This is a genomic window from Leucobacter sp. CX169, from assembly GCF_017161405.1.
In the GTDB taxonomy this organism is placed as follows: Bacteria; Actinomycetota; Actinomycetes; order Actinomycetales; family Microbacteriaceae; genus Cx-87.
Map to the genome: position 1 here is coordinate 1080288 of NZ_CP071051.1, position 25377 is coordinate 1105664.

25 protein-coding genes and 1 tRNA gene are annotated in these 25377 nt (G+C 67.5%); 21 read left to right on the forward strand and 5 right to left on the reverse strand.

The genetic code is table 11. The annotated features are described in order from the left end of the window. The first annotated feature begins 42 nt into the window (after positions 1 to 42). The 16 genes from JW030_RS04795 to JW030_RS04870 all read left to right on the forward strand — a co-directional run bounded on the left by JW030_RS04795 (position 43) and on the right by JW030_RS04870 (position 16111). Positions 43 to 1854, forward strand: coding sequence for an ABC transporter ATP-binding protein (locus JW030_RS04795; RefSeq protein ID WP_370567015.1), 1812 nt, complete (start codon positions 43 to 45; stop codon positions 1852 to 1854). Beyond that, positions 1851 to 2816: an ABC transporter permease gene (locus JW030_RS04800; RefSeq protein ID WP_241095560.1), complete on the forward strand. Its 966-nt coding sequence runs from the start codon at positions 1851 to 1853 to the stop codon at positions 2814 to 2816. The genes JW030_RS04795 and JW030_RS04800 overlap by 4 nt, the downstream gene beginning before the upstream one ends. Next, the gene (locus JW030_RS04805; RefSeq protein ID WP_188044460.1) at positions 2813 to 3778 is read left to right on the forward strand and encodes an ABC transporter permease; all 966 of its coding nucleotides are present in this window, start codon (positions 2813 to 2815) and stop codon (positions 3776 to 3778) included. Before JW030_RS04800 ends, JW030_RS04805 begins: the two co-directional genes overlap by 4 nt. After that, entirely contained in the window at positions 3775 to 5070 is a 1296-nt protein-coding gene (locus tag JW030_RS04810; RefSeq protein ID WP_188044459.1) for an alpha/beta fold hydrolase, read from the forward strand. Before JW030_RS04805 ends, JW030_RS04810 begins: the two co-directional genes overlap by 4 nt. 45 nt (positions 5071 to 5115) lie before the next feature. Further along, a complete protein-coding gene (locus JW030_RS04815; RefSeq protein ID WP_241095561.1) occupies positions 5116 to 6624 on the forward strand; it encodes an aminopeptidase P family protein in 1509 nt (502 codons plus the stop codon). Between the two features lie 144 nt (positions 6625 to 6768). Next, positions 6769 to 7194: a 30S ribosomal protein S16 gene (rpsP, locus tag JW030_RS04820; protein WP_188044458.1), complete on the forward strand. Its 426-nt coding sequence runs from the start codon at positions 6769 to 6771 to the stop codon at positions 7192 to 7194. A gap of 4 nt (positions 7195 to 7198) precedes the next feature. Next, the gene (locus tag JW030_RS04825) at positions 7199 to 7480 is read left to right on the forward strand and encodes an RNA-binding protein (RefSeq protein ID WP_188044457.1); all 282 of its coding nucleotides are present in this window, start codon (positions 7199 to 7201) and stop codon (positions 7478 to 7480) included. Between the two features lie 49 nt (positions 7481 to 7529). Then, complete coding sequence (gene rimM, locus JW030_RS04830; protein ID WP_255499040.1) at positions 7530 to 8132, forward strand: ribosome maturation factor RimM; 603 nt, start codon at positions 7530 to 7532, stop codon at positions 8130 to 8132. Then, entirely contained in the window at positions 8132 to 8836 is a 705-nt protein-coding gene (gene trmD, locus JW030_RS04835; protein ID WP_188044455.1) for a tRNA (guanosine(37)-N1)-methyltransferase TrmD, read from the forward strand. Before rimM ends, trmD begins: the two co-directional genes overlap by 1 nt. A gap of 147 nt (positions 8837 to 8983) precedes the next feature. Further along, positions 8984 to 9331: a 50S ribosomal protein L19 gene (gene rplS, locus JW030_RS04840; RefSeq protein ID WP_188044454.1), complete on the forward strand. Its 348-nt coding sequence runs from the start codon at positions 8984 to 8986 to the stop codon at positions 9329 to 9331. Between the two features lie 105 nt (positions 9332 to 9436). Continuing rightward, a complete protein-coding gene (lepB, locus tag JW030_RS04845; protein ID WP_188044453.1) occupies positions 9437 to 10186 on the forward strand; it encodes a signal peptidase I in 750 nt (249 codons plus the stop codon). Between the two features lie 9 nt (positions 10187 to 10195). Next, positions 10196 to 10858, forward strand: a complete 663-nt coding sequence (locus JW030_RS04850; RefSeq protein WP_188044452.1) for a ribonuclease HII — start codon at positions 10196 to 10198, stop codon at positions 10856 to 10858. Between the two features lie 28 nt (positions 10859 to 10886). After that, positions 10887 to 11732, forward strand: coding sequence for a glutamate racemase (gene murI / locus JW030_RS04855; RefSeq protein WP_188044451.1), 846 nt, complete (start codon positions 10887 to 10889; stop codon positions 11730 to 11732). Between the two features lie 2 nt (positions 11733 to 11734). Further along, entirely contained in the window at positions 11735 to 12469 is a 735-nt protein-coding gene (gene rph / locus JW030_RS04860) for a ribonuclease PH (protein WP_188044450.1), read from the forward strand. Continuing rightward, positions 12469 to 13056: an RdgB/HAM1 family non-canonical purine NTP pyrophosphatase gene (gene rdgB, locus JW030_RS04865; protein ID WP_188044449.1), complete on the forward strand. Its 588-nt coding sequence runs from the start codon at positions 12469 to 12471 to the stop codon at positions 13054 to 13056. Before rph ends, rdgB begins: the two co-directional genes overlap by 1 nt. Positions 13057 to 13111: 55 nt before the next feature. Continuing rightward, positions 13112 to 16111 (forward strand): aminotransferase, encoded by a 3000-nt coding sequence (locus JW030_RS04870; RefSeq protein ID WP_188044448.1) that lies wholly within the window; start codon positions 13112 to 13114, stop codon positions 16109 to 16111. Between the two features lie 81 nt (positions 16112 to 16192). Here JW030_RS04870 and JW030_RS04875 read toward each other — a convergent pair whose 3' ends face one another. The 5 genes from JW030_RS04875 to JW030_RS04895 all read right to left on the reverse strand — a co-directional run bounded on the left by JW030_RS04875 (position 16193) and on the right by JW030_RS04895 (position 18940). Next, positions 16193 to 16822 carry a LysE family translocator gene (locus tag JW030_RS04875; RefSeq protein ID WP_188044447.1) on the reverse strand — a complete coding sequence of 210 codons (630 nt, stop codon included), beginning with the start codon at positions 16820 to 16822 and terminating at the stop codon, positions 16193 to 16195. Positions 16823 to 16953: 131 nt separating this feature from the next. Beyond that, positions 16954 to 17718, reverse strand: coding sequence for a DNA alkylation repair protein (locus tag JW030_RS04880; protein ID WP_188044446.1), 765 nt, complete (start codon positions 17716 to 17718; stop codon positions 16954 to 16956). Beyond that, positions 17711 to 18199 (reverse strand): MarR family winged helix-turn-helix transcriptional regulator, encoded by a 489-nt coding sequence (locus tag JW030_RS04885; protein WP_188044445.1) that lies wholly within the window; start codon positions 18197 to 18199, stop codon positions 17711 to 17713. Before JW030_RS04885 ends, JW030_RS04880 begins: the two co-directional genes overlap by 8 nt. A gap of 100 nt (positions 18200 to 18299) precedes the next feature. Continuing rightward, positions 18300 to 18384: transfer RNA gene (locus tag JW030_RS04890), tRNA-Leu, on the reverse strand. A 13-nt stretch (positions 18385 to 18397) separates the two neighbouring features. Further along, on the reverse strand, positions 18398 to 18940 hold the full coding sequence (locus tag JW030_RS04895; protein ID WP_188044444.1) for a TetR/AcrR family transcriptional regulator: 543 nt from the start codon (positions 18938 to 18940) through the stop codon (positions 18398 to 18400). Between the two features lie 146 nt (positions 18941 to 19086). Between JW030_RS04895 and JW030_RS04900 the strand changes: the two genes are divergently transcribed. From JW030_RS04900 to JW030_RS04920, 5 genes are all read left to right on the forward strand, one after another. Beyond that, a complete protein-coding gene (locus JW030_RS04900; RefSeq protein WP_188044443.1) occupies positions 19087 to 20136 on the forward strand; it encodes a 3-isopropylmalate dehydrogenase in 1050 nt (349 codons plus the stop codon). Positions 20137 to 20178: 42 nt separating this feature from the next. Further along, positions 20179 to 21291: a branched-chain amino acid aminotransferase gene (locus JW030_RS04905; RefSeq protein WP_188044442.1), complete on the forward strand. Its 1113-nt coding sequence runs from the start codon at positions 20179 to 20181 to the stop codon at positions 21289 to 21291. After that, positions 21288 to 22079 carry a fumarylacetoacetate hydrolase family protein gene (locus JW030_RS04910; protein WP_188044441.1) on the forward strand — a complete coding sequence of 264 codons (792 nt, stop codon included), beginning with the start codon at positions 21288 to 21290 and terminating at the stop codon, positions 22077 to 22079. The genes JW030_RS04905 and JW030_RS04910 overlap by 4 nt, the downstream gene beginning before the upstream one ends. Positions 22080 to 22379: 300 nt before the next feature. Then, complete coding sequence (locus JW030_RS04915; RefSeq protein ID WP_188044440.1) at positions 22380 to 23717, forward strand: helix-turn-helix domain-containing protein; 1338 nt, start codon at positions 22380 to 22382, stop codon at positions 23715 to 23717. Between the two features lie 113 nt (positions 23718 to 23830). Continuing rightward, the gene (locus JW030_RS04920) at positions 23831 to 25354 is read left to right on the forward strand and encodes an aldehyde dehydrogenase family protein (protein ID WP_188044439.1); all 1524 of its coding nucleotides are present in this window, start codon (positions 23831 to 23833) and stop codon (positions 25352 to 25354) included. Positions 25355 to 25377: the final 23 nt, after the last annotated feature.

A 25377-nucleotide genomic window follows, 5' to 3' on the forward strand; every position in this document is an offset into this window, starting at 1 on the left:
CACACCACCACAAATTGGGAGTACCCATTGGCAATTCTTGACGTGCGTCATCTCGTCATCGACATTCCGACGGAAGACGGCGCGGTACACGCCGTGCAAGACGTCTCGTTCTCGGTCCAGGAGGGCGAGTTCTTCGGCATCGTTGGCGAATCGGGGTCGGGCAAGTCCGTGCTTGTGCAGTCGGTGATGGGGTTGATCCCCTCGGCGCAGAGCTCGGGTCAGGTCCTGTTCCAGGGCGAAGACCTGCTCTCGCTCTCGAGCGAGGCCCTGCGGCAAAAGCGCGGCCGCGACATCAGTATGATCTTCCAGGATCCGCTCTCGAGCCTGCACCCGCAGTACACGATCGGCTGGCAGATCGTCGAGCAGATTCGCGCCCACGAGCGTGTGACCAAGCAGGCCGCGAAGGCGCGCGCCATCGAACTGCTGGAGAAGGTGCGCATTCCCGACGCCGCCGCCAGATTCGACTCGTACCCGCACCAGTTCTCGGGCGGCATGCGTCAGCGCGTCATGATCGCGATGAGCCTGTCCCTCGGCCCGGCGATGATCATCGCCGACGAGCCGACCACCGCACTCGACTCGACCGTGCAGGCCCAGATCCTTGACCTCCTCGGCGAGATGCGCGAAGACCTGGGCGCCACTGTCGTCATGATTAGCCACGACCTCGGGATCCTGTCCCGCGTCGCCGATCGCGTGATGGTGATGTATGGCGGGCGGAAGCTCGAGATCGGGGCCAGCGAGAACGTGCTGGGAAACCCGGCGCACCCGTACACCGCCGGGCTCCTGCGCTCGTCGTCCTTCAACCGTGCGCCCGGCACCCCCCTCATCCCGATCGCGGGCCGGCCACCGAGCCTGCTCAGGCCACCGGCCGGCTGCGTGTTTCGCGATCGCTGCCCGAACGCGATGGACATCTGTGGCGAGGCGCCGCCGCTGCAGAAGTACAGCGACGGCACCGAGTCGCTCTGCTGGCTCACGACCCCTCCGACCGAGCCGGCCGCCCCGGAGTTCTCGGAAGCGGAGATCGTGGCCACCCCGGGCAACACCATCGTCGAGGTGGAACACCTCTCGGTGACGTTCCCGCAGCGGCGCGGCGAAGACAAGACGGTACTCAGCGATATCTCGCTCGAGGTGCGCCGCGGCGAAACACTGGGTCTGGTGGGCGAGAGCGGGTGCGGCAAGACGACGCTCGCCCGCGCCATCGCCGGCCTCATTCCTCCGAGCGCCGGGACGATTCGCTTCGACGAACAGGACATCGCCGGCCTCAGCGATGCCGAGTGGCGCCAGATGCGCCGCAAGGTGCAGGTCGTCTTCCAGGATCCCTTTGGCTCGCTGAACCCGAAGCGTCGCGTGGGTTCCATCATCGGCGATCCGTTCCGGATTCACCGCGTCGCCCGCGGGGCTGAACGCCTCGCCCGGGTGCAGGAGCTGATGGAGTTGGTCGGGTTGAACCCCGAGCACTACAACCGGTTCCCGTCCCAGTTCTCGGGCGGCCAGCGCCAACGCATCGGCATCGCCCGCGCGATCGCGCTCAACCCCGAGCTCGTCATCCTCGACGAGCCGGTGTCCGCGCTCGATGTGTCGATTCAGGCGCAGGTGCTCAACCTGCTCGACGAGCTGCAGCGCGAGCTCGGCCTCACGTATCTCTTCATCTCGCATGACCTGGCGGTGGTGCGCCACGTCTGCGACCGCATCGCCGTGATGGACGGGGGCAAGATCATCGAGCTGGGCGACGCGGCGACCGTTTCCGGCAACCCGCAGGAGGCGTTCACCAAGCGGCTCTTGTCTGCCGCCCCTCCCGAGATCCCGAAAATTGTGCGCGAACGGGTCCTGCTGTCCGCCGAAGGGAGTGCACTGTGAATACCGTGTTCTCGAAAGACACCAAGCTGATTGTCACGCCCGGCTACGCCGCGCAGAAGGCGGCGGACATCCAGGCCAAGAGCTCGTGGCAGCTCACCTTCGCCCGGCTCGTGCGCGACCCCGCAAGCGTGATCTCCGCGGCAGTGATCGTCCTCATCGTCCTCTTCGCCATCGGCGCGCCGCTCATTGCGCAGTGGACGGGGCACGGCCCGACCGAGCAATTCCGGGAGACGGGGCTCTCCGAGGCCGGTATCCCGGTCGCGCCAAACGGGGAGTTCTTGCTCGGGACCGATCAGCTCGGGCGCGACGTGTTTGTGCGGCTCGCGTATGGCGCGCAGGTATCGCTCCTCGTCGGCGTTATCGCCTCGTTGGTCGCCTCGGCGATCGGCGTGATCGTCGGGGCCACGGCGGGCTTCTTCGGTGGCTGGGTGGACACCGTGCTGAGCCGGATCGTTGACCTCGTGATGAGCGTCCCGTTCCTGCTGGTCGCGATCGCGCTCGTCGCGGTGCTGGGTCCGAGTCTCGGGCTCTCGATCGTCGTGATTGTGTTCTTCAGTTGGGCCGGGCTCGCCCGGGTCATTCGCGGCCAGGTGCTCGCGATTCGCGAGCGAGAGTACATCGAGGCCGCCCGGTCGCTCGGCGAGTCGCGCTGGTCGATGATGCTGCGCGACGTGCTCCCGAACCTGGTGGTGCCGATCATCGTGTACACCACGCTCGGCATCCCCGCCGCGGTCGTGTTTGAAGCGACGCTGTCGTTCCTGGGCCTGGGTGTCGTCCCGCCAACGCCCAGCTGGGGCAACATGCTCGCCGACGCTGCAAACGGCTCGATGTACATGGTCGCGCCCTGGATGGTGCTCGTCCCCGGACTCGCGCTCTTGGCGCTGACCCTCGCGTTCAACCTGCTCGGCGACGGGCTTCGCGACGCACTTGACCCGACCTCCTCGAAGGGGAACAAGGCATGATCCGCTACTTCCTCTCCCGCGTCGCCTTCGGCGCGCTGGTGCTTTTCCTGCTCAGCATCTTCGTATTCATCCTGTTCTACGTCTCGCCTTCTGACCCCGCGCGCATCATCGCGGGCGACAAGGCGACCGAGGAGCTCATGCAGCAGATCAGGGTGAGCCTCGGCCTCGACAAGCCCATGCTGCAGCAGTACCTGATGTTCCTCGGCAACCTTCTCCAGGGCGATCTCGGATTCTCGTACCGATCCAACCTCCCGGTGGGCGACCTGCTCGTGCGGCGCATTCCCGTAACCATGTCGCTCGTGTTCGGCGCGGTGGTGCTCTGGCTCGCGATCGGTATCCCGATCGGGATCGCCTCGGCCAAGCGCCCCGGCAGCGTGCGGGATCGCCTCGGTCAGACGTTCGCCATCGTCGGAATTAGCTTTCCGACCTTCGTGCTCGGCATGATTGCGCTGTACGCGCTGTATTTCCTCCCGACGAAGATGGGCGTGACGCTGTTCCCGCCGTCCGGCTATGTGCCGTTCACGGAGAACCCGGCGCAGTGGATCTGGCACCTCGTGCTGCCCTGGCTGACACTGGCCATGGTCATCGCGGCGGTCTATGCCCGCCTGACGCGCGGGCAGATGCTCGATGTGCTCGGACAGGACTACATCCGTACCGCCCGAGCCAAGGGCCTCACCGAGCGTCGTGTCGTTTATGTGCACGCGTTCCGCAGCGCGATGCCACCCCTCGTGACTCAGCTCGGTATCGACATCGGCATGTTGCTCGGCGGTGTCATCGTTATTGAGCAAGTGTTCGGGCTGCAGGGCGTAGGCTCGCTGGCGGTGACGAGCGTCGCGATGCAGGATCGACCCGTGGTGATCGCGATCGTGTTGCTCGGCGGACTGTTCGTCGTGCTCTCGAATCTCATTGTTGACCTGCTGTATGCGATGCTCGATTCGAGAGTAAGGACGGCCCGCAAGTGACGAATTGGTATCCGATCGGTGAGCGACTGGTCGCACGCGACCTCTGGGTGAAGGTCCCCTTGGACTGGAACGAGCCCGCTGGGGCAACGATCCGGGTGTTCGCACGCGAGGTCGTCGACGCGGCGAACCGCGAGGCCGACCTGCCGCTGCTGGTGTTTTTGCAGGGAGGCCCCGGCGGGAAGTCGCCGCGGCCGCTCGAACGCGAGGGCTGGGTCGGCGGTGCGGTGCGCCGCTTCCGGGTGATCCTGCCCGACCAGCGGGGGACCGGTCGCTCGACACCGCTCGGCGCGGGGGACTTCGACGCGCTTGACGCCGAGGCCGGGGCGAAGCTACTGGCGCTGCACCGCGCTGACTCGATCGTGCGGGACTTCGAGGCGCTGCGCGAGGAACACTTCCCGGGCCGCCAGTGGTGGACCCTCGGGCAGAGCTACGGCGGGTTCCTGACGTTGCAGTACCTCTCGCACTTCCCGGAGTCCGTCATTGCGTCGGCGATCACCGGGGGACTGCCGAGCATCGAGCCCGACCCCGAGGTCGTGTACGCGCGCACGTTCCCCCGCATCGCCGAGAAGAACCGACTCTTCCGCGAGCGGCACCCGCACCTCGTCGAGCGGATCACGCGCGTGGCCGATCTGCTTGAACGCGAGGAGGTGCGGCTGCCGGGAGGCGACCGGCTCACGGTTCGCCGCCTGCAGACGCTCGGCTTCGACTTTGGCATGAAGCCCGGCTTCGACCGGGTGCACTGGATCTTCGACGAGGCCTTCAGCGACGAAGCCGAGACGCGGCTGAGCGACACGTTCCTCGCGGAGGTGGAAGCGAACACCGGGTTTGCAACCAACCCGCTGTTCATCGCGCTCCAGGAGGCGATCTACGGGCCGGGGCCGAGCAACTGGGCAGCCCAACGCGAACGCGATGCGCGCCCCGAATTCGCCGAGTCAGCACGGCCGCTGCTGTTCACCGGCGAGACCGTGTTCCCGTGGATGTTCGCCGAGATCGGTGCGCTCCGCGGCCTCGAGTCCGCCGTGCAGTACCTCGCCACTCATTACCAAGCGATCGAGACATACAATCTCGACGTGCTCGCGGCAAACGAGGTCCCCGTTGAGGCCGCCGTCTATTTCGACGACATGTACGTGGACGCGCCGCTCTCGCTCGAGACCGCCGCCCGCGTGCGCGGACTGCACGCGTGGGTGACCAACGAGCACGAGCACGACGGGCTGCGGCTTGGGGACGTCGCCGAGCGACTCTTCTCGGCGCTCGAGGCGCGCCTCGGCGGCACCACCAACGAACGACACTGAACGGCGCCGGCACAACCGGCAACTCCACGTTGAGAGGAACACATCATGGCCCAGCACGGTCACACAGACGCCCACGAGGCACTCGGCGCGCGCGTGCGTGTCGTTGACTGGGAGTCGGGCATGCCGAACTCCCGCTCGACCAGGCGCGACCCCCGTATGCCGCTGCTCACCGAGACCCCCGGATTCACCTCGTGGATGTCGGAGGGCTGGGGCGAGGCATCGCGAGAGCTCACCGTCGAAGCGGGAGCGGTGGAGGCGGCGGCGGCGCATCGCGCGCGGCTGTCCGCCGAGCTGCCGGGGCAGACGCTCGTGGTCACCGCGGGGCGTTCTCAGCTGCGCGTGAACGACAACTACTTCGAGTTCCGCGCCGATAGCGACTTCCTCTGGCTCGTCGGTCACGGTGTTGAGGACGCGGTGCTCGTCATGCGGCCAGTGGCCGGCGGACACGACGCCACGCTGTACATCACCCCGCCCGCGCGTCCCGGAAACCCGTCGTTCCACGCCGACGCAAATCACGGCGAGCTCTGGGTCGGGCCCCTCGCCGGGACGGTAGAGGTGGCCGCCGCGCTCGGGCTCGACGTGCGGCCCGTGGCTGAGCTCCCGGACCTCCGCCTTCCGGACGACGTCCTCATCGCAGGGGCGGTCGTGGTAGCGCGCGGCTCAGGGCGCGCGCTCGAGGGCAAGGTGCGTTCCCCGCTGCTGGCGCGGGTGCTTTCGGAGCTGCGGCAGATCAAAGATGCGTGGGAGATCGCGCAGCTGCGCCAGGCGAATCTCGACACTATCGACGGCTTTGCCGCCGTGCGTCGCGAGATTCCGCAGGCGATCGAGCGCGGGGGCGAGCGGTGGCTCCAGGGGACGTTTGACCGTCACGCGCGCACCGTCGGCCAGGCCCCGGGCTACACCACGATTGTCGGCGCTGGGGCGCACGCCCCGATCCTGCACTGGGTGCGCGCCGACGGAGAGGTGCGCCCCGACGAACTCTTGCTTCTTGACATGGGGGTGGAGCTGCGTAGCGGCTACACCGCCGACGTGACGCGCACGATTCCCGCTGGCGGAACCTTCTCGGCTGCGCAGCGCCAGGTGCACGATCTCGTCGAGCGCTCGCACCGGGCAGGCCTTGCCGCAGTGCAGCCGGGCCGGCTGTGGGCGGACTTCCACGCCGCGTGCATGGAGGTGCTCGCCGAGGGGCTGTCGGACTGGGGCATGCTGCCCGTCTCGGTCGACGAGGCGCTGTCGGAACACGGCCAGCACCATCGCCGGTACATCGTCTGCGGTGTCGGCCACCACCTGGGCCTCGACGTACACGACTGCGACTCGTCGCGATACGAGACGTACCTGGGCGGCACGCTGCAGACCGGTATGGCGCTCACCGTCGAGCCGGGACTGTACTTCCACGCGTGGGATGAGACAGTGCCTCCCGAGCTGCGCGGCATCGGCGTGCGCCTCGAGGACGACCTCATCGTGACCGAATCGGGGCATGATGTGATCTCCGATGCGCTGCCGATTGACGCCGCCGGGATCGAAGCGTGGATGCGTTCGACCGCAGGAAAGTAGGGAACGGGTTACAAAACCCCTGGTCCTGACAAAAATTGCAATTCGGGCATTCCCGTGGAAGAATAGTCAGGTGAGCGCAAGCGCTCCCAAGCTTCGCGTGGGGATATCCCGCCGCGGTTTTCGATCCAACATTTTGGAGCAATCATGGCAGTCAAGATTCGCCTGAAGCGGCTCGGCAAGATCCGCGCCCCCTACTACCGCATCGTCGTTGCTGACTCGCGCACCAAGCGCGACGGCCGCGTCATCGAGGAGATCGGCAAGTACCACCCGACCGAGCAGCCCTCGTTCATCGAGGTCAAGTCGGACCGTGCGCAGTACTGGCTCAGTGTCGGCGCTCAGCCGACCGAGCAGGTCGCCGCGATCCTGAAGCTCACGGGCGACTGGGGCAAGTTCACGGGCGAGGGCAACACCGAGTCGATGGTGCTCCCCGTTGAGCCCAAGCCGGTCTTCGAGATTGACGCGAAGAAGAAGCCCGTCCTGAAGCCCAAGGCTGCAAAGGCTGCTCCCGTCGCGGAGGCCACGGAGGCTCCCGCAGCGGAGGCCACCGAGGCCGAGGCTTCGGAGGCCTAGGCCCTTGTCGGCCCCCGAGCTTGCTCCGGCGCTCGCGCATCTCGTCAAGGGGATCGTCGATCACCCGGAAGAGGTACGTGTCGCGTCGCGCGATTCGCAGCGCGCTGAGGTGCTGGAGGTGCGTGTGCACCCCGAGGACCTCGGTCGCGTGATCGGTCGCGGAGGCCGCACCGCGCAGTCCCTGCGCACGGTGGTCGGCGCGCTTGCCGTCGGTCGCCGCATTCGCGTTGACGTCATCGATACCGATGACGCTCACGCTGCAGCACCCGAGGCTCCCATTGAGTGAGTCCGGTTCCCGCGCGCAGACTCCCCGCCCCGATCAGGGTGCGGGGAGTCTGCGCGTCGGACGCATGACGAAGCCGCACGGCCTCAAAGGTGGCCTGAAGCTCGAGATGTTTACGGACAACCCCGAGCTTCGCTTCTTCCCCGGAGCGACGTTTGCGCTCCAGGTACCCCAGGATTCCGAGTGGTTCGGCCAGAAGGTCACCATTCGTGAGCTGCGCTGGTTCAATGGTTCACCCGTCGGGTTCTTCGACGAGGTGCCCGATCGGAACGCCGCCGAGAGCATCGTGAAGGCGATCCTGTGGATTGACGAAGCCGCAGTCGATGCCGGCCACGAAGAGAATGCTTGGTACGACCACCAGTTGGTTGGCCTTGAGGTGCGTCGCGACGGAGTCAAGGTGGGAACGGTTGCCGAAGTGCAGCACATGCCCGCCCAGGACCTCCTGTCGATCAAGACCCCCGCAGGCCTCATCCTTGTTCCGTTCGTCGAGGCCATCGTGCCCTCGGTCGACCTCGAGGCGGGCATTGTGACGGTGACGCCGCCTGCCGGCCTCTTCGAGGAGCTTCCGGAAGAACCCGCCGACGCAGTTTCGGTGGAGTCGCCGGACGCGGAAACGACCCCCGACGCTTCGGCATCGGAGGAGGAAGCGGTCTGATGCGGATCGATATCGTTTCGATCTTCCCCGACTACTTCGCGGCTCTTGAGCTTTCCCTGCTGGGGAAGGCCCGGAACAAGGGGCTCCTTGAGGTCGGTGTGCACGACCTTCGCGACGCCACCCATGACAAGCACCGCAGCGTCGATGACACCCCCGCCGGGGGTGGCGCCGGCATGGTGATGCGGCCCGAGCCATGGGGCGAGATGCTCGATGGGCTCGTGGGGGACCAGCTGGGCCACGGCCCGGACGCGCCGCTGATCATCTTCCCGTCGCCCGCAGGCGAGGTCTTCACGCAGCAGATGGCCCGCGAGCTCGCGGAGGAGAAGCACCTCGTCTTTGGCTGCGGCCGATTCGAGGGCATCGACCAGCGGGTCTTCGACGAGTTCGAGTCGCGCGGCCGCGTGCGGCTCGTCAGCCTCGGCGACTACGTGCTGAACGGTGGTGAGGTCGCGGTGTTGGCGATGGTCGAAGCCATTGGCCGGCTGCTTCCCGGTGTCGTCGGCAACCCCGAAAGCCTGGTCGAAGAGTCGCACGAGGATGGTCTGCTCGAGTACCCGAGCTACACCAAGCCGGCCTCCTGGCGAGGCCGCGAGGTGCCCCCGGTGCTCCTGGGTGGCAACCACGCGGCGGTCGCCAAGTGGCGTCGAGAGCAGCAAATTGAGCGCACGCGCCGCGTGCGACCCGACTTGCTTCCCCCCGAGTGAACTATTTGCCCGCGCGTGTGGCATAATTGACCCTTGTGCCACGGTGCGACGCTGCCGTGAGGGTTCCGCACATACCGCTGGCACCATTCATCCTTTTCCTTAAGCAATCCGTATCCCGACTTACGGCGGGTGCAGAGAGAGAACATCATGCAGAAGCTCGACCACGTCGATGCCGCGTCGCTCAAGAGCGACATCCCCGCCTTCCGCGCTGGCGACACCGTCAAGGTGCACGTCAACATCGTTGAGGGCAGCCGCTCGCGTGTCCAGGTGTTCCAGGGCGTTGTGATCGCTCGTCAGGGCGAGGGCGTCCGCGAGACCTTCACCGTTCGTAAGGTCAGCTTCCAGGTGGGCGTGGAGCGTATGTTCCCCGTACACACCCCGGCGATCGAGAAGATCGAGATCGTCACCCGCGGTGACGTTCGCCGCGCGAAGCTGTACTACCTCCGCGCTCTTCAGGGCAAGAAGGCGAAGATCAAGGAAAAGCGCGACCGCTAATCCAGACCTTCCCAGACGGGTCCCCGCTGCCTTTCGGCCGGGGACCCGTACTGTTTTATATGGGTGTGTGCGTCACGCCGAGCGTCGAGGATATGAGGAGCATGCATGACTGAGGCAGCCGCCACTGGAAAGCGCCGCCGCGGAGGGCTTGTCGGGTTCCTGCGCGATTTGATCATCATCCTGGTCATCGCGTTCACGGTCTCGTTCGTCGTGAAGACGTTCTTCATGCGTGCCTTCTACATCCCGTCCGGTTCGATGATGAACACGCTGCAGATCAACGACCGGATCCTGGTAAACCAGCTCGTCCCGGACGTGGTGCCGGTGCAGCGCGGCGACGTTGTCGTCTTTCGCGATCCGGGCGGATGGTTGAATGCCAAGCCCATCGTCCCCGCAACCGGCGTGCAGTGGGTGCTGCAGGAACTCGGCCTCGCCGCGTCGCCCTCGGACGAGTATGTGATCAAGCGGGTGATCGGCCTGCCCGGCGACCGCGTCGCGTGCTGTGACGCGGGCGGACGAGTCACGGTGAACGGCGTACCGATCGTCGAGCCGTACGTGCTCCTTCCGCCCGGGGAAACCCGCGTCTCGGATCTCGCATTCGACGTGACTGTGCCCGAGGACTCGTACTGGGTGATGGGCGACAACCGTTACGCCAGCAAGGACTCGCGCTACAACCAGGATCAGCCGGGGAAGGGCTTCGTGCTCAAGGAAGAAATTGTCGGCCGCGCCTTCCTCCTGAACTGGCCGCTCAGCCGCTTCTCGTGGCTTGGGAACTACCCCGACACGTTCGTGGGGGTCGACCAGCCCGCCGCGGTCGGGGCCGGCAATCCCGCCACCACCGACTTCTCCGGCGAGTAGGCGGCGCGCATGGCCGCGACGCTTCGTCCGCTGAAACAGGATCCTGCCAAGGACCCGACCCTCGAACTTGAACGTCTGCGCTTTGCCGCCGGTGCCCCCATGGTCATCGGCATCGACGAGGTGGGACGTGGTGCGATCGCGGGCCCCGTTGCCGTCGGCGTGCAGGTCGTGTTCGCGGGCACCGAGAGTTTTCCCGAGGGGCTTCGCGACTCGAAGCTGCTGAGCGAGCCGCGGCGTGACGCCCTCGCACCGCTCATCCGTGAGTGGGGCCCGGGAGCCGTCGGCTTCGGCAGTGCCGAAGAGATCGACGAGCGCGGCATCACGGCCATGCTCGGCGAGGCCGCTCGGCGGGCGCTCCTCAAGCTGCACCAGCAGGGGGTCGCCGTGAATCGCGCCCTGATCCTGCTGGATGGCTCACACGACTGGCTGACGCCCGTGCTGCAGTCGCCGTTGACGATCGAGACCATGGTCGGCGCCGACCGCCGATGCGCGAGCGTCGCGGGTGCCTCGGTGCGCGCGAAGGTCGAGCGCGACGCGGTCATGCGCGACGCGCACGAAACGCACCCGCACTATGCCTGGCAGTCGAACAAGGGCTACGGCGCCGCCGCGCACTACGCGGGGATCGCCGAGCACGGAATTACCGAGATGCACCGGGCGAGCTGGATCAAGTAGGGCGCGGGCCGCGCGATAGGCTTGACTGGTGAGTAAGCCGGCTATCGCGAACGACGCACCCATCGGCATTTTCGACTCCGGAGTGGGCGGGCTGACGGTTGCCCGCGCGATCCGTGACCAGCTGCCGTCCGAGTCGATCACCTATGTCGGCGACACCGCACACACCCCGTATGGGCCGAGGCCCATCGCGGAGGTGCGTCGCCTCTCGCTCGCGATCCTCGACGACCTGGTGGACCAGGGCGTGAAGGCGCTTGTCATCGCCTGCAACACGGCCTCCGCCGCGGTGTTGCGCGATGCGCACGAGCGCTACGACATCCCTGTGCTCGAAGTGATCAAGCCCGCGGTGCGCAGCGCGGTGAGTCTCACGCGGAACGGCCGCGTCGGCCTCATCGGCACCGTGGGCACCATCAACTCCCGCGTCTACGACGACCTCTTCAGTATCCGCCCCGAGATCACCCTTTCGACCCAGGCGTGCCCCCGCTTCGTCGAGCTCGTCGAGGCCGGCATTACCGCGGGGCCCGAGGTGCACCGGATCGCCGCCGAGTACCTGCAGCCACTCATCGACCAACAGATCGACACGCTCGTGCTCGGCTGTACCCACTACCCGTTCCTGCGCGGCGCGATCCGCCAGGTGGTCGGGCCGGACGTGGCGCTCGTTTCGAGCGACATCGAGACGGCGAACGAGCTGTACACCCTGCTCTCCGAGCGGGATATGTTGCGCGAGGCCGGCAACGAGCCCGTGCTGCGCTACGAGGCCACCGGGAACGACCCTGGAGCTTTCCGCGAACTTGCCCGCCGCATGCTCGGCATCGGCATCGACGCGGTTGACCATCTGCAGACCGGGGTCGTCCCGGTGCAACGAAACGGAGAATGACCATGACGGATCTCGTACGGGCCGACGGACGCACTGCCGGGCAGCTGCGCCCCGTCACCATCGAGCGCGGCTGGAGCAGCCAGGCCGAGGGCAGTGCCCTCATCTCCTTCGGGAACACGCGCGTGCTCTGCACCGCGTCATTCACGAACGGCGTGCCGCGTTGGCTCTCGGGCAAGGGCAAGGGATGGGTCACGGCCGAGTACTCGATGCTGCCGCGCAGCACGAACTCCCGCATGGACCGCGAGTCGGTCCGAGGCAAGATCGGCGGCCGCACGCACGAGATCTCGCGCCTGATTGGCCGCAGCCTCCGCGCCGTCGTCGACACGCGCGCGCTGGGCGAGAACACGATCGTCATTGACTGCGACGTGCTGCAGGCCGATGGCGGCACCCGGACGGCGTCTATCACGGGCGCGTACGTCGCTCTCGTCGACGCGATCGAGTGGGGCCGCGCTCAGGGCTTCGTCGCGAAGAAGTCGACCCCGTTGACCGACAGCGTGGCTGCGGTCTCGGTGGGTATCGTCGACGGCGTGCCGTTGAGCGACCTCGCGTATGTCGAGGACGTCCGCGCCGGCACCGATATGAACGTCGTCGTCACGGGTTCGGGCGACTTCATTGAGGTCCAGGGCACGGCCGAGGGCAAGCCGTTCAAACGTGCCGAGCTTGACTCACTGCTCGACCTCGCGCTCGTGAGCACGAACGAGCTGCGAGACATTCAGCGCCTGGCGCTGGGCGCCTAATGCGCGTCGTGCTTGCGAGCCACAACGCGCACAAGCTCACCGAGCTGACCCGCATCGTGGGACCGCTCGTGCCCGGTCTGGAGCTCGTCGGCTATGACGGGCCCGAGCCGCGCGAGACCGGAACGAGCTTTGCCGAGAACGCGCTCCTCAAGGCGCGCGCGGCGGCGCTGCACACGGGACTGCCGGCGATCGCCGACGACTCGGGAATCTCCGTCGACATCCTCGGTGGCAGCCCCGGAATCTTCTCGGCACGCTGGGGCGGCCCTGCGCGCAGCGACCAGGCGAACCTGGAGCTGCTGCTGTGGCAGCTCAGCGATATCGCCGAGCAGCACCGCGCGGCGTCGTTCATGTGCGCGGCAGCGCTCGTGACCCCGGCGGGCGACGAGACGGTCTTCGTCGAGCAGTGGCCAGGCTCGATCCTGGGCAGTCCCTCGGGCGGCGGCGGTTTTGGCTATGACCCGATCTTCCGGCCTGACGGGGAGACCCGTTCGGCGGCGGAAATGACCGCTGCTGAGAAGGACGCGGTCTCGCACCGCACGCGCGCGTTCACCGCGCTCGCCCCGTCGCTCGCGGCGCTCGGCGAATAACCGCGAGGGGCGGCCCCGTCGCCCACATGCAGCACGGCAACGAAGAGGAGTGAAGATGACGACGCAGGAGAACGGTGGCCTGACCCGCCCCGAGGTCAGCGTGCAAGACGCCGAGCGCATCGCGCTCGAGTGCTACGGCCTGACGGTCACGGCGAGCGAGCTGGGCAGCAATCAGGATCGGAACTTCGTGCTCCTGGAGGAGAACGGCACGCGCAGTGTGCTGCGCATCGACAACCCAGTGTTTGCGGACGCTGCGCGCGACGGCCAGCACGCGGCCCTCGAGGCGTACCGTTCAGCGGGCGTAGTGGTGCCCGCGATCCTGCCCGGTCTCGACGGGAACCTGACGCAGCGCTGGAATGGCTTCGCCGCTCGTCGCTCCGAATTCGCCGCCGGGACATCGCTCGTCGACGCCGGATATCTCGCGCCCGTGGTGCTCGCCGAATTCGGCGAGCTGGCTGGGGCGTCTGCGAACGCCCTCGCGTCACTCTCGCACCCCGGCCTCGACCGCGCGCACATGTGGGACATGCGGGTCGCTTCGACCGAGGCACGGGCGCTCTCTCGTTCGATCGGTGACGTCGCGCTGCGCACCCGAGTGGTCTCCGCCGCGGAAGACGCGGACGAAGCGCTCGGCCTCGTCTCGGCGTCACTTCCGGTCCAAGCCATTCACGGTGACCTCACCGACGACAACGTCACCGCGCTGCCCGGCGACGATGGCCGCCTGCACCCCCACACCGTGCTCGATCTGGGCGACCTCGCCCTCGGCTGGCGCGTTGCTGAGCTTGCGGTGACTGCTGCCTCGATGCTGCACCACGAGCCGAATCGCCCGCTCCGAGTGCTCGACACCGTGCGGGCCTTCCACCGCGTCGCGCCGCTCTCTGCCGCAGAGGCGCGCGCGGTCTGGCCCCTGGTCGTGCTCCGCGCCGCACTGTTGGTTGCGAGCGGGTGGCGCCAGCTTGAGATCGACGGCGACAATGACTACGCCCGCGAGCGCATCGCGGGGGAGCAGCGCATCTTCGACGCGGCGACGCTGCTGCCGCTCGCCGAGATGACCGAGCAGGTCGTCGCCGCTGTCGGCATGCAGGGCATCCCGCACGAGGACGGGCTGCGCCTGGTCGCACTGCCCGCGCCGTCAGCGGCGGCCCGGGAGGGCGCGCTCGCGAGCCTGCTGCCCGGACTGGTCGGCGAGGTCATGGCGCTCGACCCGGGCGTCGAGTCCGAGCTACTCGAAGGCGGTTTCTGGCTTGAAGACGAGGCTGAGGACTCGCTCGCCGTCGAGGCACTCGTCAGCCAAGGTTTCTCGGGCGAGGGCGTCGCCGCGGCGGTGTTCCCGGCCGGCGTGTACCGGCTGACCCGGACGCAGCTCGACTCGCCGGATGCGGCTGAGACCTTCCCGCTCGATACCGAGATTCGACTGCTCGCCGACGCCGAGCTCGTGGTCACGGCGCCCGTCTCGGGGCGGATCCTGCCAGGGCTCGGGGTGCCGGGCAGCGAATCTGAGGTCAGAATCCTGACCGAGGGCGGCTGGCAGCTTGTCGTCGCGGGGATCACCCCGTCGGCGCGGGCCGGGCAGGAACTCGCGGCCGGCGATCAGCTCGGCACGCTCGAGGCAGATGCCGCGCACACGCTGTTCGTCGGACTGCGCCGCTCTGACGCCCCCGAGCTCGAGGGTCATTTTGTCGCTCCCGAGCGCGCCACGGCCTGGCGCCGGTTCGCTCCCGATGCCGCCGCGATCCTGGGCCTTGCCTCGCTCGCTCAGCGCGACGAAGCCGCGGACGAGCTGGCGCGGCGCGAGGGAATCTTCGCGTCCGCGCAGGAGCGCTACTACGAGCACCCGATGCAGATTGAGCGCGGCTGGAAGCACCACCTCGTTGACACGACGGGGCGGTCGTACGTCGACCTCGTGAACAATGTCACGGGGCTCGGCCACGGCCACCCGGGTGTCGCGGACGCGGCAAACCGGCAGATTCGCATCCTGAACACCAACTCCCGCTTCCTCTATCGCGAGCTCGCCGAGTACAGCGAACGACTGCTCGAGATGCTGCCGGAGGGCTCGGGGCTTGACACGGTGCTGCTCGTGAACAGCGGCTCCGAGGCCGTTGACCTCGCGCTCAGGCTTGCGCAGGCGGCGACCGGGCGCAAGACCGTCGTGTCGCTGCGCGAGGCGTACCACGGCTGGACCATGGCCTCCGATGCGGTGACGACCTCGGCCTATGACAACCCGTACGCGCTCGAGACGCGGCCCGATTGGGTGCACGTCGCGGACGTCCCCAACCGGTTCCGCGGGACCTACCGCGGTCTCGATACCGGGGCGCAGTACGCTGCCGATCTCGGGGTCGACCTCGCGGCGTTGTCGGCGGAGGGTCGCGACGTCGCCGCGTTCATCTGCGAGTCGGTGCTCGGCAACGCGGGCGGTGTGCTGCTGCCCGAGGGCTATCTCGCCGACGCCTACGCGCGGGTGCGTGCCGCGGGCGGCCTGTGCATCGCCGACGAGGTGCAGGTCGGCTTTGGCCGCATGGGCACGAGCTTCTGGGGCTTCGAACAGTCGGGCGTCGTGCCCGACATCATCACGATCGCCAAGCCGATGGGCAACGGCTTCCCGATCGGCGGAGTCATCACGTCGAAAAAGGTCGCCGACGCGCTGGCCTCGCAGGGCGCGTTTTTCTCGTCGGCCGGCGGGAACCCCCTGAGCTGCCGGGTCGGCATCGCGGTGCTCGACGCGATGCGCGACGAGGGCTTGCAGGAGAACGCGCGCGTCGTGGGGGAGCGGCTGCGCAGTGCCCTCGTGGCGCTCGCTGACCGCCACGACATCGTCGGCCCGATCCACGGCGAGGGGCTGTACCTCGGCGTTGAGTTGGTGCGTGACCGCGAGACGCTTGAGCCCGCCACGGCCGAGGCGGCCGCGATCTGCGAGCGGCTGCGTGAGCTGGGGCTCATCGTGCTGACGACCTCGGAGCGCTCGAACGTGCTCAAGGTGAAGCCGCCGCTCTGCCTCACCGCCGAGAGCGCTGATCGTTTCGTGGCGGCCCTCGACGAGGTGCTCACGACGGGCTGGTAGGCGTCGCTTCCGCGAAAATGCACCCCGCCGGCAGGGTAAATCGGTCTTGCACCCTGCCGGCGGGGTGCATTGTGGCGCGCGTCAGCGCAGTTGCAGCGCGAGTTCCGTCAGGATCGCCACGGCGACAAGCACGAACACGACGCCGGCTGCGATATCGATCCATGCCGACGCGCGGCGAAACCACCGTTGGAACGCCCTGGACGACGTCGCGAGGGCGAACCCGACGAACCACGCGATGCCGATCGCGACGAGAACGGCGACGATCGCCCCGCGCTCGGCCCAGCTCGCGTCGGCCGGCAGCACCTGCGTGAACAGGGCCGCGAAGAAGATGAGCGCCTTGGGGTTCGCGAGATTCGTCGTGAGCCCAAGCAGGAACGGGCGCCGAATCTCGCCGCCGAGCGTGGCCTCGCCGCGGGTGCGCAGGCCGCGCACCCCGGCGCGGATGCTTTGCACGCCAAGCCATACGAGCACGGCGCTGCCACCGATCTGGAGGGCGGGGAGCAGCCACGGCACGGCGCCGATCAGCGCGGTGACCCCGAGCACTGAGATCGCGATCCAGGCGAAGTTGCCGCCCATGATGCCGAGTGCAGCGAGCACCGCGGCCCGGCGGTCGCGGACGCCCAGGCGTAACAACAGGAACGTGTCGGGGCCGGGCATCGTGATGGCGGCGACCCAGGTGAGGACGAGGGCGGCCCAGGCGGCGGAAGTCACGTGGCCCGCGCCTCCGGGTCGTAGATCACACTCATTCCTCGATTATCTCGTATCTCGCGGCGCCCTTTCCTCGCTTGCCCTCCCGTGCATACCGCGCACCAGGGCGAATCTGGGTGGAGCGGTTCGCAGGGCTAGGTGATCGACCGGAGCGCTCGGCCCGTGATGAGCACCGTCTCTGGGGTACTGCTTTCCGCGCGCCACCGCGCGCACAGGCCAAGGGCCCAGTCCGGGCGCGTTTTTGCGGCGTCGTTGATCCAGTTCGCCACGGAGTCCTGAACGTAGCGCGACGGATCGGAGCGAAGCGGCTCGAGGATTGGCTCGCCCTGGCTCGGGTGCTCTTTGAGCGCGGCGATATGGGACGCCCAGACGCCCCGCGGCCGCAGCGCCTCGCTGGCGAAGCGCCGCATGTTCGCCGAGGGGTCGGCGGTCCAGCCGGTGAGCGCGTCGATGCTCGTGGCGAGATCCGCGACGAGGGCGGGGCGCGCCGCCATCCACACCCATTCGCGGACGGCAAAATGCTCGTCGTCGGCGAACCCGCGAAGTTGTTCGAGCAGCGAGACGGGGTCGGGCGCCTGTCTGGCTGCGATTTGGAAGCACCCCCAGCCGCGCACGGTGTCGGAGGGATGGTGGGCGAGTTGCTCGATGTCGATCGCATCGGTTCGTTCGGCGAGTGCCGCCCCGATCGTCATCATTCGTTTGAGTATGCCGAGTGCCTGTGCCCCCGCAACGACCCGGAGAAGTTCGTCGTCTGCGTGAGGAATCGCGTTTCGCAGGAGTACGGTGTGGTCGATCGCGAGCGCCTCGGTCAGGGTGCGCGACGCCGCCGTGCCCGCGTGGAGTGCAGTCAGGTGCGCAGGGTTGATGTCGGCACTGCTGCGCGCCCCGCGCTCACTCATCTCGCGACCCCGCGTGGAGGTTGTGCTGGACGGACGCGAAGACGCGTGCCGCGGAGTCTCGCTCGGACGGGCCGACCCCGGCGCCGAGGGTGTGAAGCCAGTCGCGGTAGATGGGCGCCAGGGTCGACAGGAGAACTTCGGCCTTGGCAGTCGTCGCCAGGGTGTGGGTGCGGCGGTCGGTCGAGTGGGGACGGCGTGAGATCAAGGCGTCGCGGTCCAGCCGGTCCAGGAGCCCCGTCACGGTTGCCGAGGTGACCTCGAGGCGATCGGATAGCGCCCGCGGTGTGAGGCCCGGTTCCGCCGAGATCGCGAGGAGCGCGGCGAGTCGGCCCTCCGAGAGGTCGTGCTGAGCGAGGAGCTCGGCACAAGCCGCGTCGATTCTTCGGGCGGTGGTGAGCAGCGCCATGACCCACCTCGCTGTTGCGTCCTCGCCGATGCGAGAGAGCAGTAACTCCTGCTTGATTCCTACTACGTTCTTCATAAGCCCCCATGTTACTAGGCGGCTAGTGAAACTAGGGGAGGTGAACCAGAAAGGCCCCCGGCTCAGCCGAGTGTTCGGCTGAGTTCAGGGGCCTTCGCTGTGGTGCGGGAGAAGGGACTTGAACCCTCACGCTCGAAAGCACAGGATCCTAAATCCTGCGTGTCTACCAATTCCACCACTCCCGCGAGTAGTCCCAGTTTAGGGGATTTGCGGTGCCGGGCTCGCCACGAGCCGCTTGACGACGTCGATGGTCTCTTGGACGCTGTGCGCCACCTTGCCATCGAGCGCGGACGCTGAGTAGATCCCGTCTGACACGAAGATCACCACGTCGACGACGGCCGGGTCGGGGATCGTGCGCGAGAGCGCCCCGCGCCAGTGGTCGTGCATGCGGTTCAACGCGTCCCGGGCCTGCTGGTTCTCTTGGGCGATACGCAGTGTGGCGAGAATCGCGCGGTCGTAGGGCGTGCCCATGTTGACCGAGGTGCGCAGAAAGTACCCGATGCTGTCTTCCGGATGGGCGTGCAGCCGGGCGATGTCCGCCTCGACTTCTTCTTCCAGGCGCTCGATCAGGCTCTCGACGAGGGCGTCCTTGTTCTTGAAGTGGTAGAGCAGCCCGCCCTTCGAAACCTCGGCGGTGCGCGCAACCGCATCGAGCGTGGCGGCGCGCTCGCCCTCAGAGATGAGGAGCTCGATGTACGAGTCAAGGATCCGCTCGCGAGCGGAAGGTGAGGGCTGGGCCATACTCAGCATGGTAGCGATCCCAGGGATGCACCGTCCAGACGGCGAAGGGTGAGTCGTCGCGGGAGTAGGCTGAGCGTGCGGCCGTCCACTGCGGCCAGCACACCGACAATGATCGGCGCCCTCGCCGATCCTGACGAGGAGCCCGCGTGTCGCGAACCATCAAGCTTGCAGTCCTTCCCGGCGATGGGATCGGCCCCGAGGTCGTCGCTGAGGCGAACCGGGTGCTCGACGCCGTGCTCGCAGGCGGCGACGTCGTGCTCGAGCGCACCGAGTTCAAGCTCGGCGCCGAGCGCTTCCTGGCCACGGGGGAGACCCTGCCGGAAGACGAGCAAGCGGCGATCGCCACACATGATGCGATCCTCTTCGGCGCGGTCGGCGGTGTCCCGGGCGACCCGCGCCTGCGCGAGGCGAACATCGAGCGCGGCCTGCTACTGAAGCTTCGGTTCGACTTCGATCACTATGCGAACGTGCGCCCCTGCACGCTGTTCCCGGGCGTCACGTCGACGCTCGCGAACCCGGGCAACATTGACTTTGTCGTTGTGCGCGAAGGCACCGAGGGCCCGTACGTCGGCAACGGCGGACGCCTGCGCGCCGGCACGCCGCACGAGGTGGCGAACGAGGTGTCGGTCAACACTGCGTTCGGTGTCGAGCGCATCGTCCGCTTCGCCTTCGAGACGGCCATGAACCGCCCGCGCCGCAAGCTCACCTGGGTACACAAGACCAACGTGCTGGTGCACGCGGGCGCCACCTGGCAGCGAATCGTCGGCGAGGTCGCGTCCGAGTACCCCGAGATCGCGGTCGACTACCTGCACGTTGACGCGGCGACGATCCTGATGGTGCAGGATCCTGCCCGCTTCGACGTGATCGTCACTGATAATCTGTTTGGCGACATCCTCACTGATTTGGCCGGCGCTATCGGCGGCGGCATTGGGCTTGCGGCCTCGGGAAACATCAACCCGACGGGCGCATTCCCCAGCATGTTTGAACCGGTGCACGGTTCTGCGCCCGACATCGCGGGGCAGCAGAAGGCCGACCCGACCGCGGCTATCCTCTCCGCGGCAATCATGCTCGAACACCTCGAACTCCCCGAGCAGGCAGAACGAATCCGTGCCGCGGTCCGATCGGACCTTGCGGCTCGCGGACCGGCCGCCCGCTCGACCAGCGAGATCGGCGCGGCCATCGCCGCCCGCATCTAGCGCTCACTCACACTTCTCCCGCACGTTGAACAGGAACCGTCAATGACGAACACCATCGAATTCCGTCGCACCTCGGCAACGCCACTGCCCGCCGCCGAGCGCGAGGCGATTCTCGCAAACCCCGGCTTCGGCAACCATTTCACCGACCACATGGTGTCGATTGTCTGGACGAAGGAGGGCGGCTGGGAGCAGCCCGAGCTGCTGCCGTACGGCCCGATCCAGCTGGACCCCGCGGCGTCGGTGCTGCATTACGGCCAGGAGATTTTCGAAGGGCTGAAGGCCTACCGCCGCGCGGACGGCTCGGTGTCGGCGTTCCGCGTCGAGGCGAACGCGGCCCGCCTCAACGCCTCGGCGCGACGCCTGGCGTTGCCGGAGCTCCCCGTCGAACTCTTCGTGAGCGCGATCGACGAGCTGGTGTCGACCGACGCCGACTGGGTGGCTGAGGGGGCCGAGGCGAGCTTGTACTTGCGCCCATTCATGATTGCCGACGAGAGCTTCCTGGGGGTGCGCGCGGCACACCGGGCGCGTTTCATGGTGATCGCGAGCCCCGCAGGCCCGTACTTCGCGCAGGGCGTCAAGCCGGTGTCTATCTGGCTGGCGAAGGGTTCGTCTCGCGCGGGCCACGGCGGCACCGGTGAGGCAAAGTGTGGCGGAAACTACGCGTCCTCCTTGCTTCCGCAGGAAGAAGCCGCCGCAAACGGCTGCGCGCAGGTGCTCTTCCTTGATTCTTCGACCGAGGACACGATCGAAGAGCTCGGCGGGATGAACCTGTTCCTCGTGAAGAACGGCGACACCCTGGTGACCCCCGCGCTGAACGGGAACATCCTGCACGGCATCACCCGCGACAGCCTGATTCAGCTCGCGAAGGACCGCGGCCTCGCGGTGGAGGAGCGCGCGGTCACCGTGAGCGAGTGGCAGGCCGGCGTTGCCGACGGCACGATTACCGAGGCGTTCGCCTGCGGCACCGCCGCGGTGATCACCCCCATCGGTCGACTGCTCGGGGCCGACGGCCTCGACGTCAACTTCGGCGAGAACGCCCCGGGCCCGCTCACGATGTCGCTGCGCGATGAGCTCACCGGAATTCAGACCGGCCGCGTCGCCGACACGCACAGCTGGGTGCGCGAGATCGTCCCCGCGAAGGCGGCCGTGTCGTGAAGGTTGCACGGTTCCGCGCCGGCGACGCGATCGCCTTCGGCGTGCTCGACCAGGCCGAATCCGGTGCTGGCGTCGAGCTCGTCGAACTGAAGGGTGACCCGATGGTGTCGGGCTACGACACCACGGGGCGCCGCTTCGCGCTCGACGCGGTGCAACTGCTAGCCCCCGTGATCCCGCGCTCGAAGGTCGTCTGTGTCGGCAAGAACTACGCCGATCACGTCGCCGAGATGCAGGATCGTGGCCTCGCCGGCGACGCGCCGACCGACCCGCTGCTCTTTCTGAAGCCGAACACCTCGGTGGTCGGGCCTGGCGACGAGATCGTGATCCCGTCGATCTCGCAGCAGGTCGAGCACGAGGGGGAACTCGCCGTCGTCATCGGCGTGCTCGCCAAGGAAGTTCCCGAGGAGCGTGCGCTCGAGGTCGTGTACGGCTTCACCTGCGCGAACGACGTGACCGCCCGCGACCTGCAGTACGCCGACGGCCAGTGGGCCAGGGCCAAGGGATTCGACACGTTCTGCCCGCTGGGCCCTTGGATCGAGACCGATCTTGATCTGACGGATGCCCGGGTGCAGACCCGCGTGAACGGCGAGGTTCGCCAATCGGGCTCGACCGCTCAGCTCATGCACTCGATCGCGAAGATCGTGGCGCACGCCTCGCAGGCGTTCACGCTGCTGCCCGGGGACGTCATCTTGACGGGCACGCCCGCGGGCGTCGGACCCCTCGTCTCGGGCGACGTCGTCGAGGTAGAGATCGACGGCATCGGCACGCTGCGCAACACCGTCCGCTAGGGCGGCCGGTGACTGGCGGCCAGCGGCCACCCGATCAACGCGACTACTTCGCGTCGCTTTCACACGTAACGGAGCGCTCGCGCGCCAACTGGGGCTCAGTTACGTGAGATCACTCCGTTACGTGCAACGGCGGGTGCGCGGCCGATGGCCCCGATGACCCGGACGCCTTGCGAAAGTCCCCGGTCGGGGGAATCTGCCCCTCGTGTTCGCACACGGAACGCGGGTAGGGTGAACGCACCGGTGGATCAGTGTGGAGCCTCTTGAGTAGTTGGGGCCCCCTCGCGCGAGGAGGGCGTAGTCGTGAGCAGTTGGCGGGCGCTGCGCAGCGGCGAGTCTGTTCGGGAGCGTAGGCGGCAGCTCGAACGCGCACATGAACGCTTCCTCGATGAACGCGAGATCGCGATCGAGCCTGAGCTCGCGAGACGATTCGCCGCGCAGACTGCGATGCGCCCGGAGGTGTTCGCGTCCTGGCTACGTTCCCGCACTCGCACGATCGACCCTCATCATGCTCCTGACCGGCAGGTGCTCAGCGGCGACGAACTGCGCGAGCTGCAGCGCATCCATCCGATCGGGCTCGCGCTTCCCGTGGTGCACAGGCTGCTCCTGGACGAGGCGAAGGAGTCGGGCTTCCTCGTCGCAATCGGAGACGCGGCCGGGCGCCTGCTGTGGGTGGACGGAGACCATCAGATGCGTGCTCAGGCCGAAGACATGGGTTTCCTGCCCGGCATGGACTGGTCAGAGGAGAGCGTCGGCACGAGCGCGCCAGGAAGCGCGATCATGCTCGACCACGCCATTCAGGTGCTCGGCGCCGAGCACTACAACCGTTTCGTCCACGAGTGGAGCTGCACCGCAGCCCCGGTGCACGACCCCATCAGCGGATCCATCATCGGTGTCATCGACGTCACCGGGGGTGACGAAGTGGCAGCTCCCCATCTGCTTCCCCTGATGGAGGCGACAATCGCCGCGGTCGAGGCTGAGCTCAAACTTGAGGCGTTTCGCTCGCAGATGGCGCGTGAGCGTGGGGCCGGCGCAAGACGCCAGGCATCGCCCGCCCGCCGGCCCGGCGCTCGGCTGGTGGCACTCGGGAGGGATCCTGCGATCTTGGAGAGCGCGGGAACGGTGCACGAGCTCGCTGGCAGGCATGCCGAGATCTTGCTGGCGCTCGCGGTGGCGCCCGGCGGAGTGAGCGGGGCGGTGCTCGTCGAGCAGGTGTATGGCGAGGGCGGGACCGAGCAGACGCTGCGTGCCGAGATCGCGCGGCTGCGCAAGTGGCTGAGCGCCCGGGCCATTCCGCTTGAGCTGGAGTCGAGGCCGTACCGCTTGACCCAGCCACTGCGCATCGACGCGCAGCAGACGCTCGACGCGCTCGGACGCGGCGCGCACCGGCTCGCGCTCGCTGCTTATGAAGGCCCGGTGCTTCCCGGCTCGGACGCCCCGGTCGCGCTCGAGCTGCGGGGACGGGTGGACGCGGCGCTGCGCGAGTCGATGCTGCAGTCCGCGGCAGCCGATCCACTCTACGAGTACGCGCTGCGCTGGGCCACCGACGATGCGGAAGTCTGGGAGACGCTGCTGCAGGTGCTGCCGCAGCGTTCCCCGAAACGAGCGAGAGTGGTCACCCAACTGCTCGCCCTCGGATAGGCGGTTCTCGAGGTTGCAACGTCGACGCAACCTTGGGAGGGCTAACGTCGGGAACTACCAACGCCCCGCTCGCGGGCGGCGGAGTTCACGAATCGTCGTCAAAGGAGATGACCATGGTTGTATACGCAGCACCCGGCCAGCCGGACTCGCTTGTCCAGTTCAAGAGCCGCTACGAGCACTACATCGGCGGGCAGTGGGTCGCCCCCGTCAAGGGACAGTACTTCGAGAACACGACGCCGGTGACGGGAAAGGCGTTCTGCGAGGTCGCCCGCGGCACCGCCGAAGACATTGACGCGGCCCTCGACGCCGCGCACGCCGCAGCCCCAGGCTGGGGCAAGACGAGTCCGGCCGAGCGCGCGGTCGTGCTCAACAAGATCGCCGACCGCATGGAGGCGAACCTCGAGATGCTCTCCGTCGCCGAGACGTGGGACAACGGCAAGGCCGTACGCGAGACGCTGAATGCGGACATCCCGCTCGCGATCGACCACTTCCGCTACTTCGCCGGCGCGATTCGCGCCCAAGAGGGCGGGCTCTCGCAGATCGGTGAGGACCTCACTGCCTATCACTTTCACGAGCCGCTCGGCGTCGTCGGGCAGATTATCCCCTGGAACTTCCCCATTCTGATGGCGGTCTGGAAGCTCGCCCCGGCGCTCGCCGCAGGCAACGCAATCGTGCTGAAGCCGGCGGAGCAGACGCCGACCTCGATCCTGGTGCTGTTCGAACTCATCGGCGACCTGCTGCCGGCCGGCGTCGTGAACATCGTCAACGGTTTCGGCGCCGAGGCGGGCAAGCCGCTCGCCTCGAGCCCCCGCATTCGCAAGATTGCGTTCACGGGCGAGACTACGACCGGCCGCCTGATCATGCAGTACGCGTCCGAGAACATCATTCCAGTGACGCTCGAGCTCGGCGGCAAGAGCCCGAACCTCTTCTTCGAGGACGTCATGCAGGCGGACGACGCCTACTTCGATAAGGCGAAGGAGGGCTTCACGATGTTCGCCCTCAACCAGGGCGAGGTCTGCACGTGCCCGTCCCGTGCGCTCATCCAAGAGTCGATTGCGGGGGACTTCCTCGACGCGGTCGTCGAGCGGACCGAACTGATCGTGCGCGGCAACCCGCTCGACACGAACACGATGATGGGGGCGCAGGCGTCGAACGACCAGTTCGAGAAAATCCGTTCCTACCTCGACATCGGCCGGCAAGAGGGCGCGCAGGTGCTCACCGGCGGCGAGGTCGCCGACCTCGGCGGCGAGTTCTCGGGCGGCTTCTACATTCAGCCGACCATCTTCCGTGGCGACAACTCGATGCGGATCTTCCAGGAGGAGATCTTCGGCCCCGTGGTCGCGGCGACGACGTTCCGCGATTTCGACGACGGGATCAAGATCGCCAACGACACGCTGTACGGTCTGGGCGCCGGCGTGTGGAGCCGCAACGGAAACACGGCCTATCGTGCCGGGCGTGCGATCCAAGCGGGCCGCGTCTGGGTGAATAACTACCACGCGTACCCCGCGCACGCGGCGTTCGGTGGGTACAAGTCGAGCGGTATTGGGCGAGAAAACCACCTGATGATGCTCGACCACTACCAGCAGACGAAGAACTTGCTCGTCAGCTACAAAGAAACCGCCGACGGCTTCTTCTAAGCCGTGAACCTGAAATTTCAAGG

Excerpts from the sequence above, each read along its gene's own strand:
- rpsP (WP_188044458.1), top strand. The coding sequence starts at position 6,769 with ATGGCAGTCAAGATTCGCCTGAAGCGGCTCGGCAAGATCCGCGCCCCC.
- JW030_RS04870 (WP_188044448.1), top strand. The coding sequence starts at position 13,112 with ATGACGACGCAGGAGAACGGTGGCCTGACCCGCCCCGAGGTCAGCGTG.
- JW030_RS04895 (WP_188044444.1), bottom strand. The coding sequence starts at position 18,940 with ATGGCCCAGCCCTCACCTTCCGCTCGCGAGCGGATCCTTGACTCGTAC.
- trmD (WP_188044455.1), top strand. The coding sequence starts at position 8,132 with ATGCGGATCGATATCGTTTCGATCTTCCCCGACTACTTCGCGGCTCTT.
- JW030_RS04885 (WP_188044445.1), bottom strand. The coding sequence starts at position 18,199 with ATGAAGAACGTAGTAGGAATCAAGCAGGAGTTACTGCTCTCTCGCATC.
- lepB (WP_188044453.1), top strand. The coding sequence starts at position 9,437 with ATGACTGAGGCAGCCGCCACTGGAAAGCGCCGCCGCGGAGGGCTTGTC.
- rdgB (WP_188044449.1), top strand. The coding sequence starts at position 12,469 with ATGCGCGTCGTGCTTGCGAGCCACAACGCGCACAAGCTCACCGAGCTG.
- JW030_RS04905 (WP_188044442.1), top strand. The coding sequence starts at position 20,179 with ATGACGAACACCATCGAATTCCGTCGCACCTCGGCAACGCCACTGCCC.
- JW030_RS04850 (WP_188044452.1), top strand. The coding sequence starts at position 10,196 with ATGGCCGCGACGCTTCGTCCGCTGAAACAGGATCCTGCCAAGGACCCG.
- rph (WP_188044450.1), top strand. The coding sequence starts at position 11,735 with ATGACGGATCTCGTACGGGCCGACGGACGCACTGCCGGGCAGCTGCGC.
- rplS (WP_188044454.1), top strand. The coding sequence starts at position 8,984 with ATGCAGAAGCTCGACCACGTCGATGCCGCGTCGCTCAAGAGCGACATC.
- JW030_RS04880 (WP_188044446.1), bottom strand. The coding sequence starts at position 17,718 with ATGAGTGAGCGCGGGGCGCGCAGCAGTGCCGACATCAACCCTGCGCAC.
- JW030_RS04815 (WP_241095561.1), top strand. The coding sequence starts at position 5,116 with ATGGCCCAGCACGGTCACACAGACGCCCACGAGGCACTCGGCGCGCGC.
- JW030_RS04805 (WP_188044460.1), top strand. The coding sequence starts at position 2,813 with ATGATCCGCTACTTCCTCTCCCGCGTCGCCTTCGGCGCGCTGGTGCTT.
- JW030_RS04920 (WP_188044439.1), top strand. The coding sequence starts at position 23,831 with ATGGTTGTATACGCAGCACCCGGCCAGCCGGACTCGCTTGTCCAGTTC.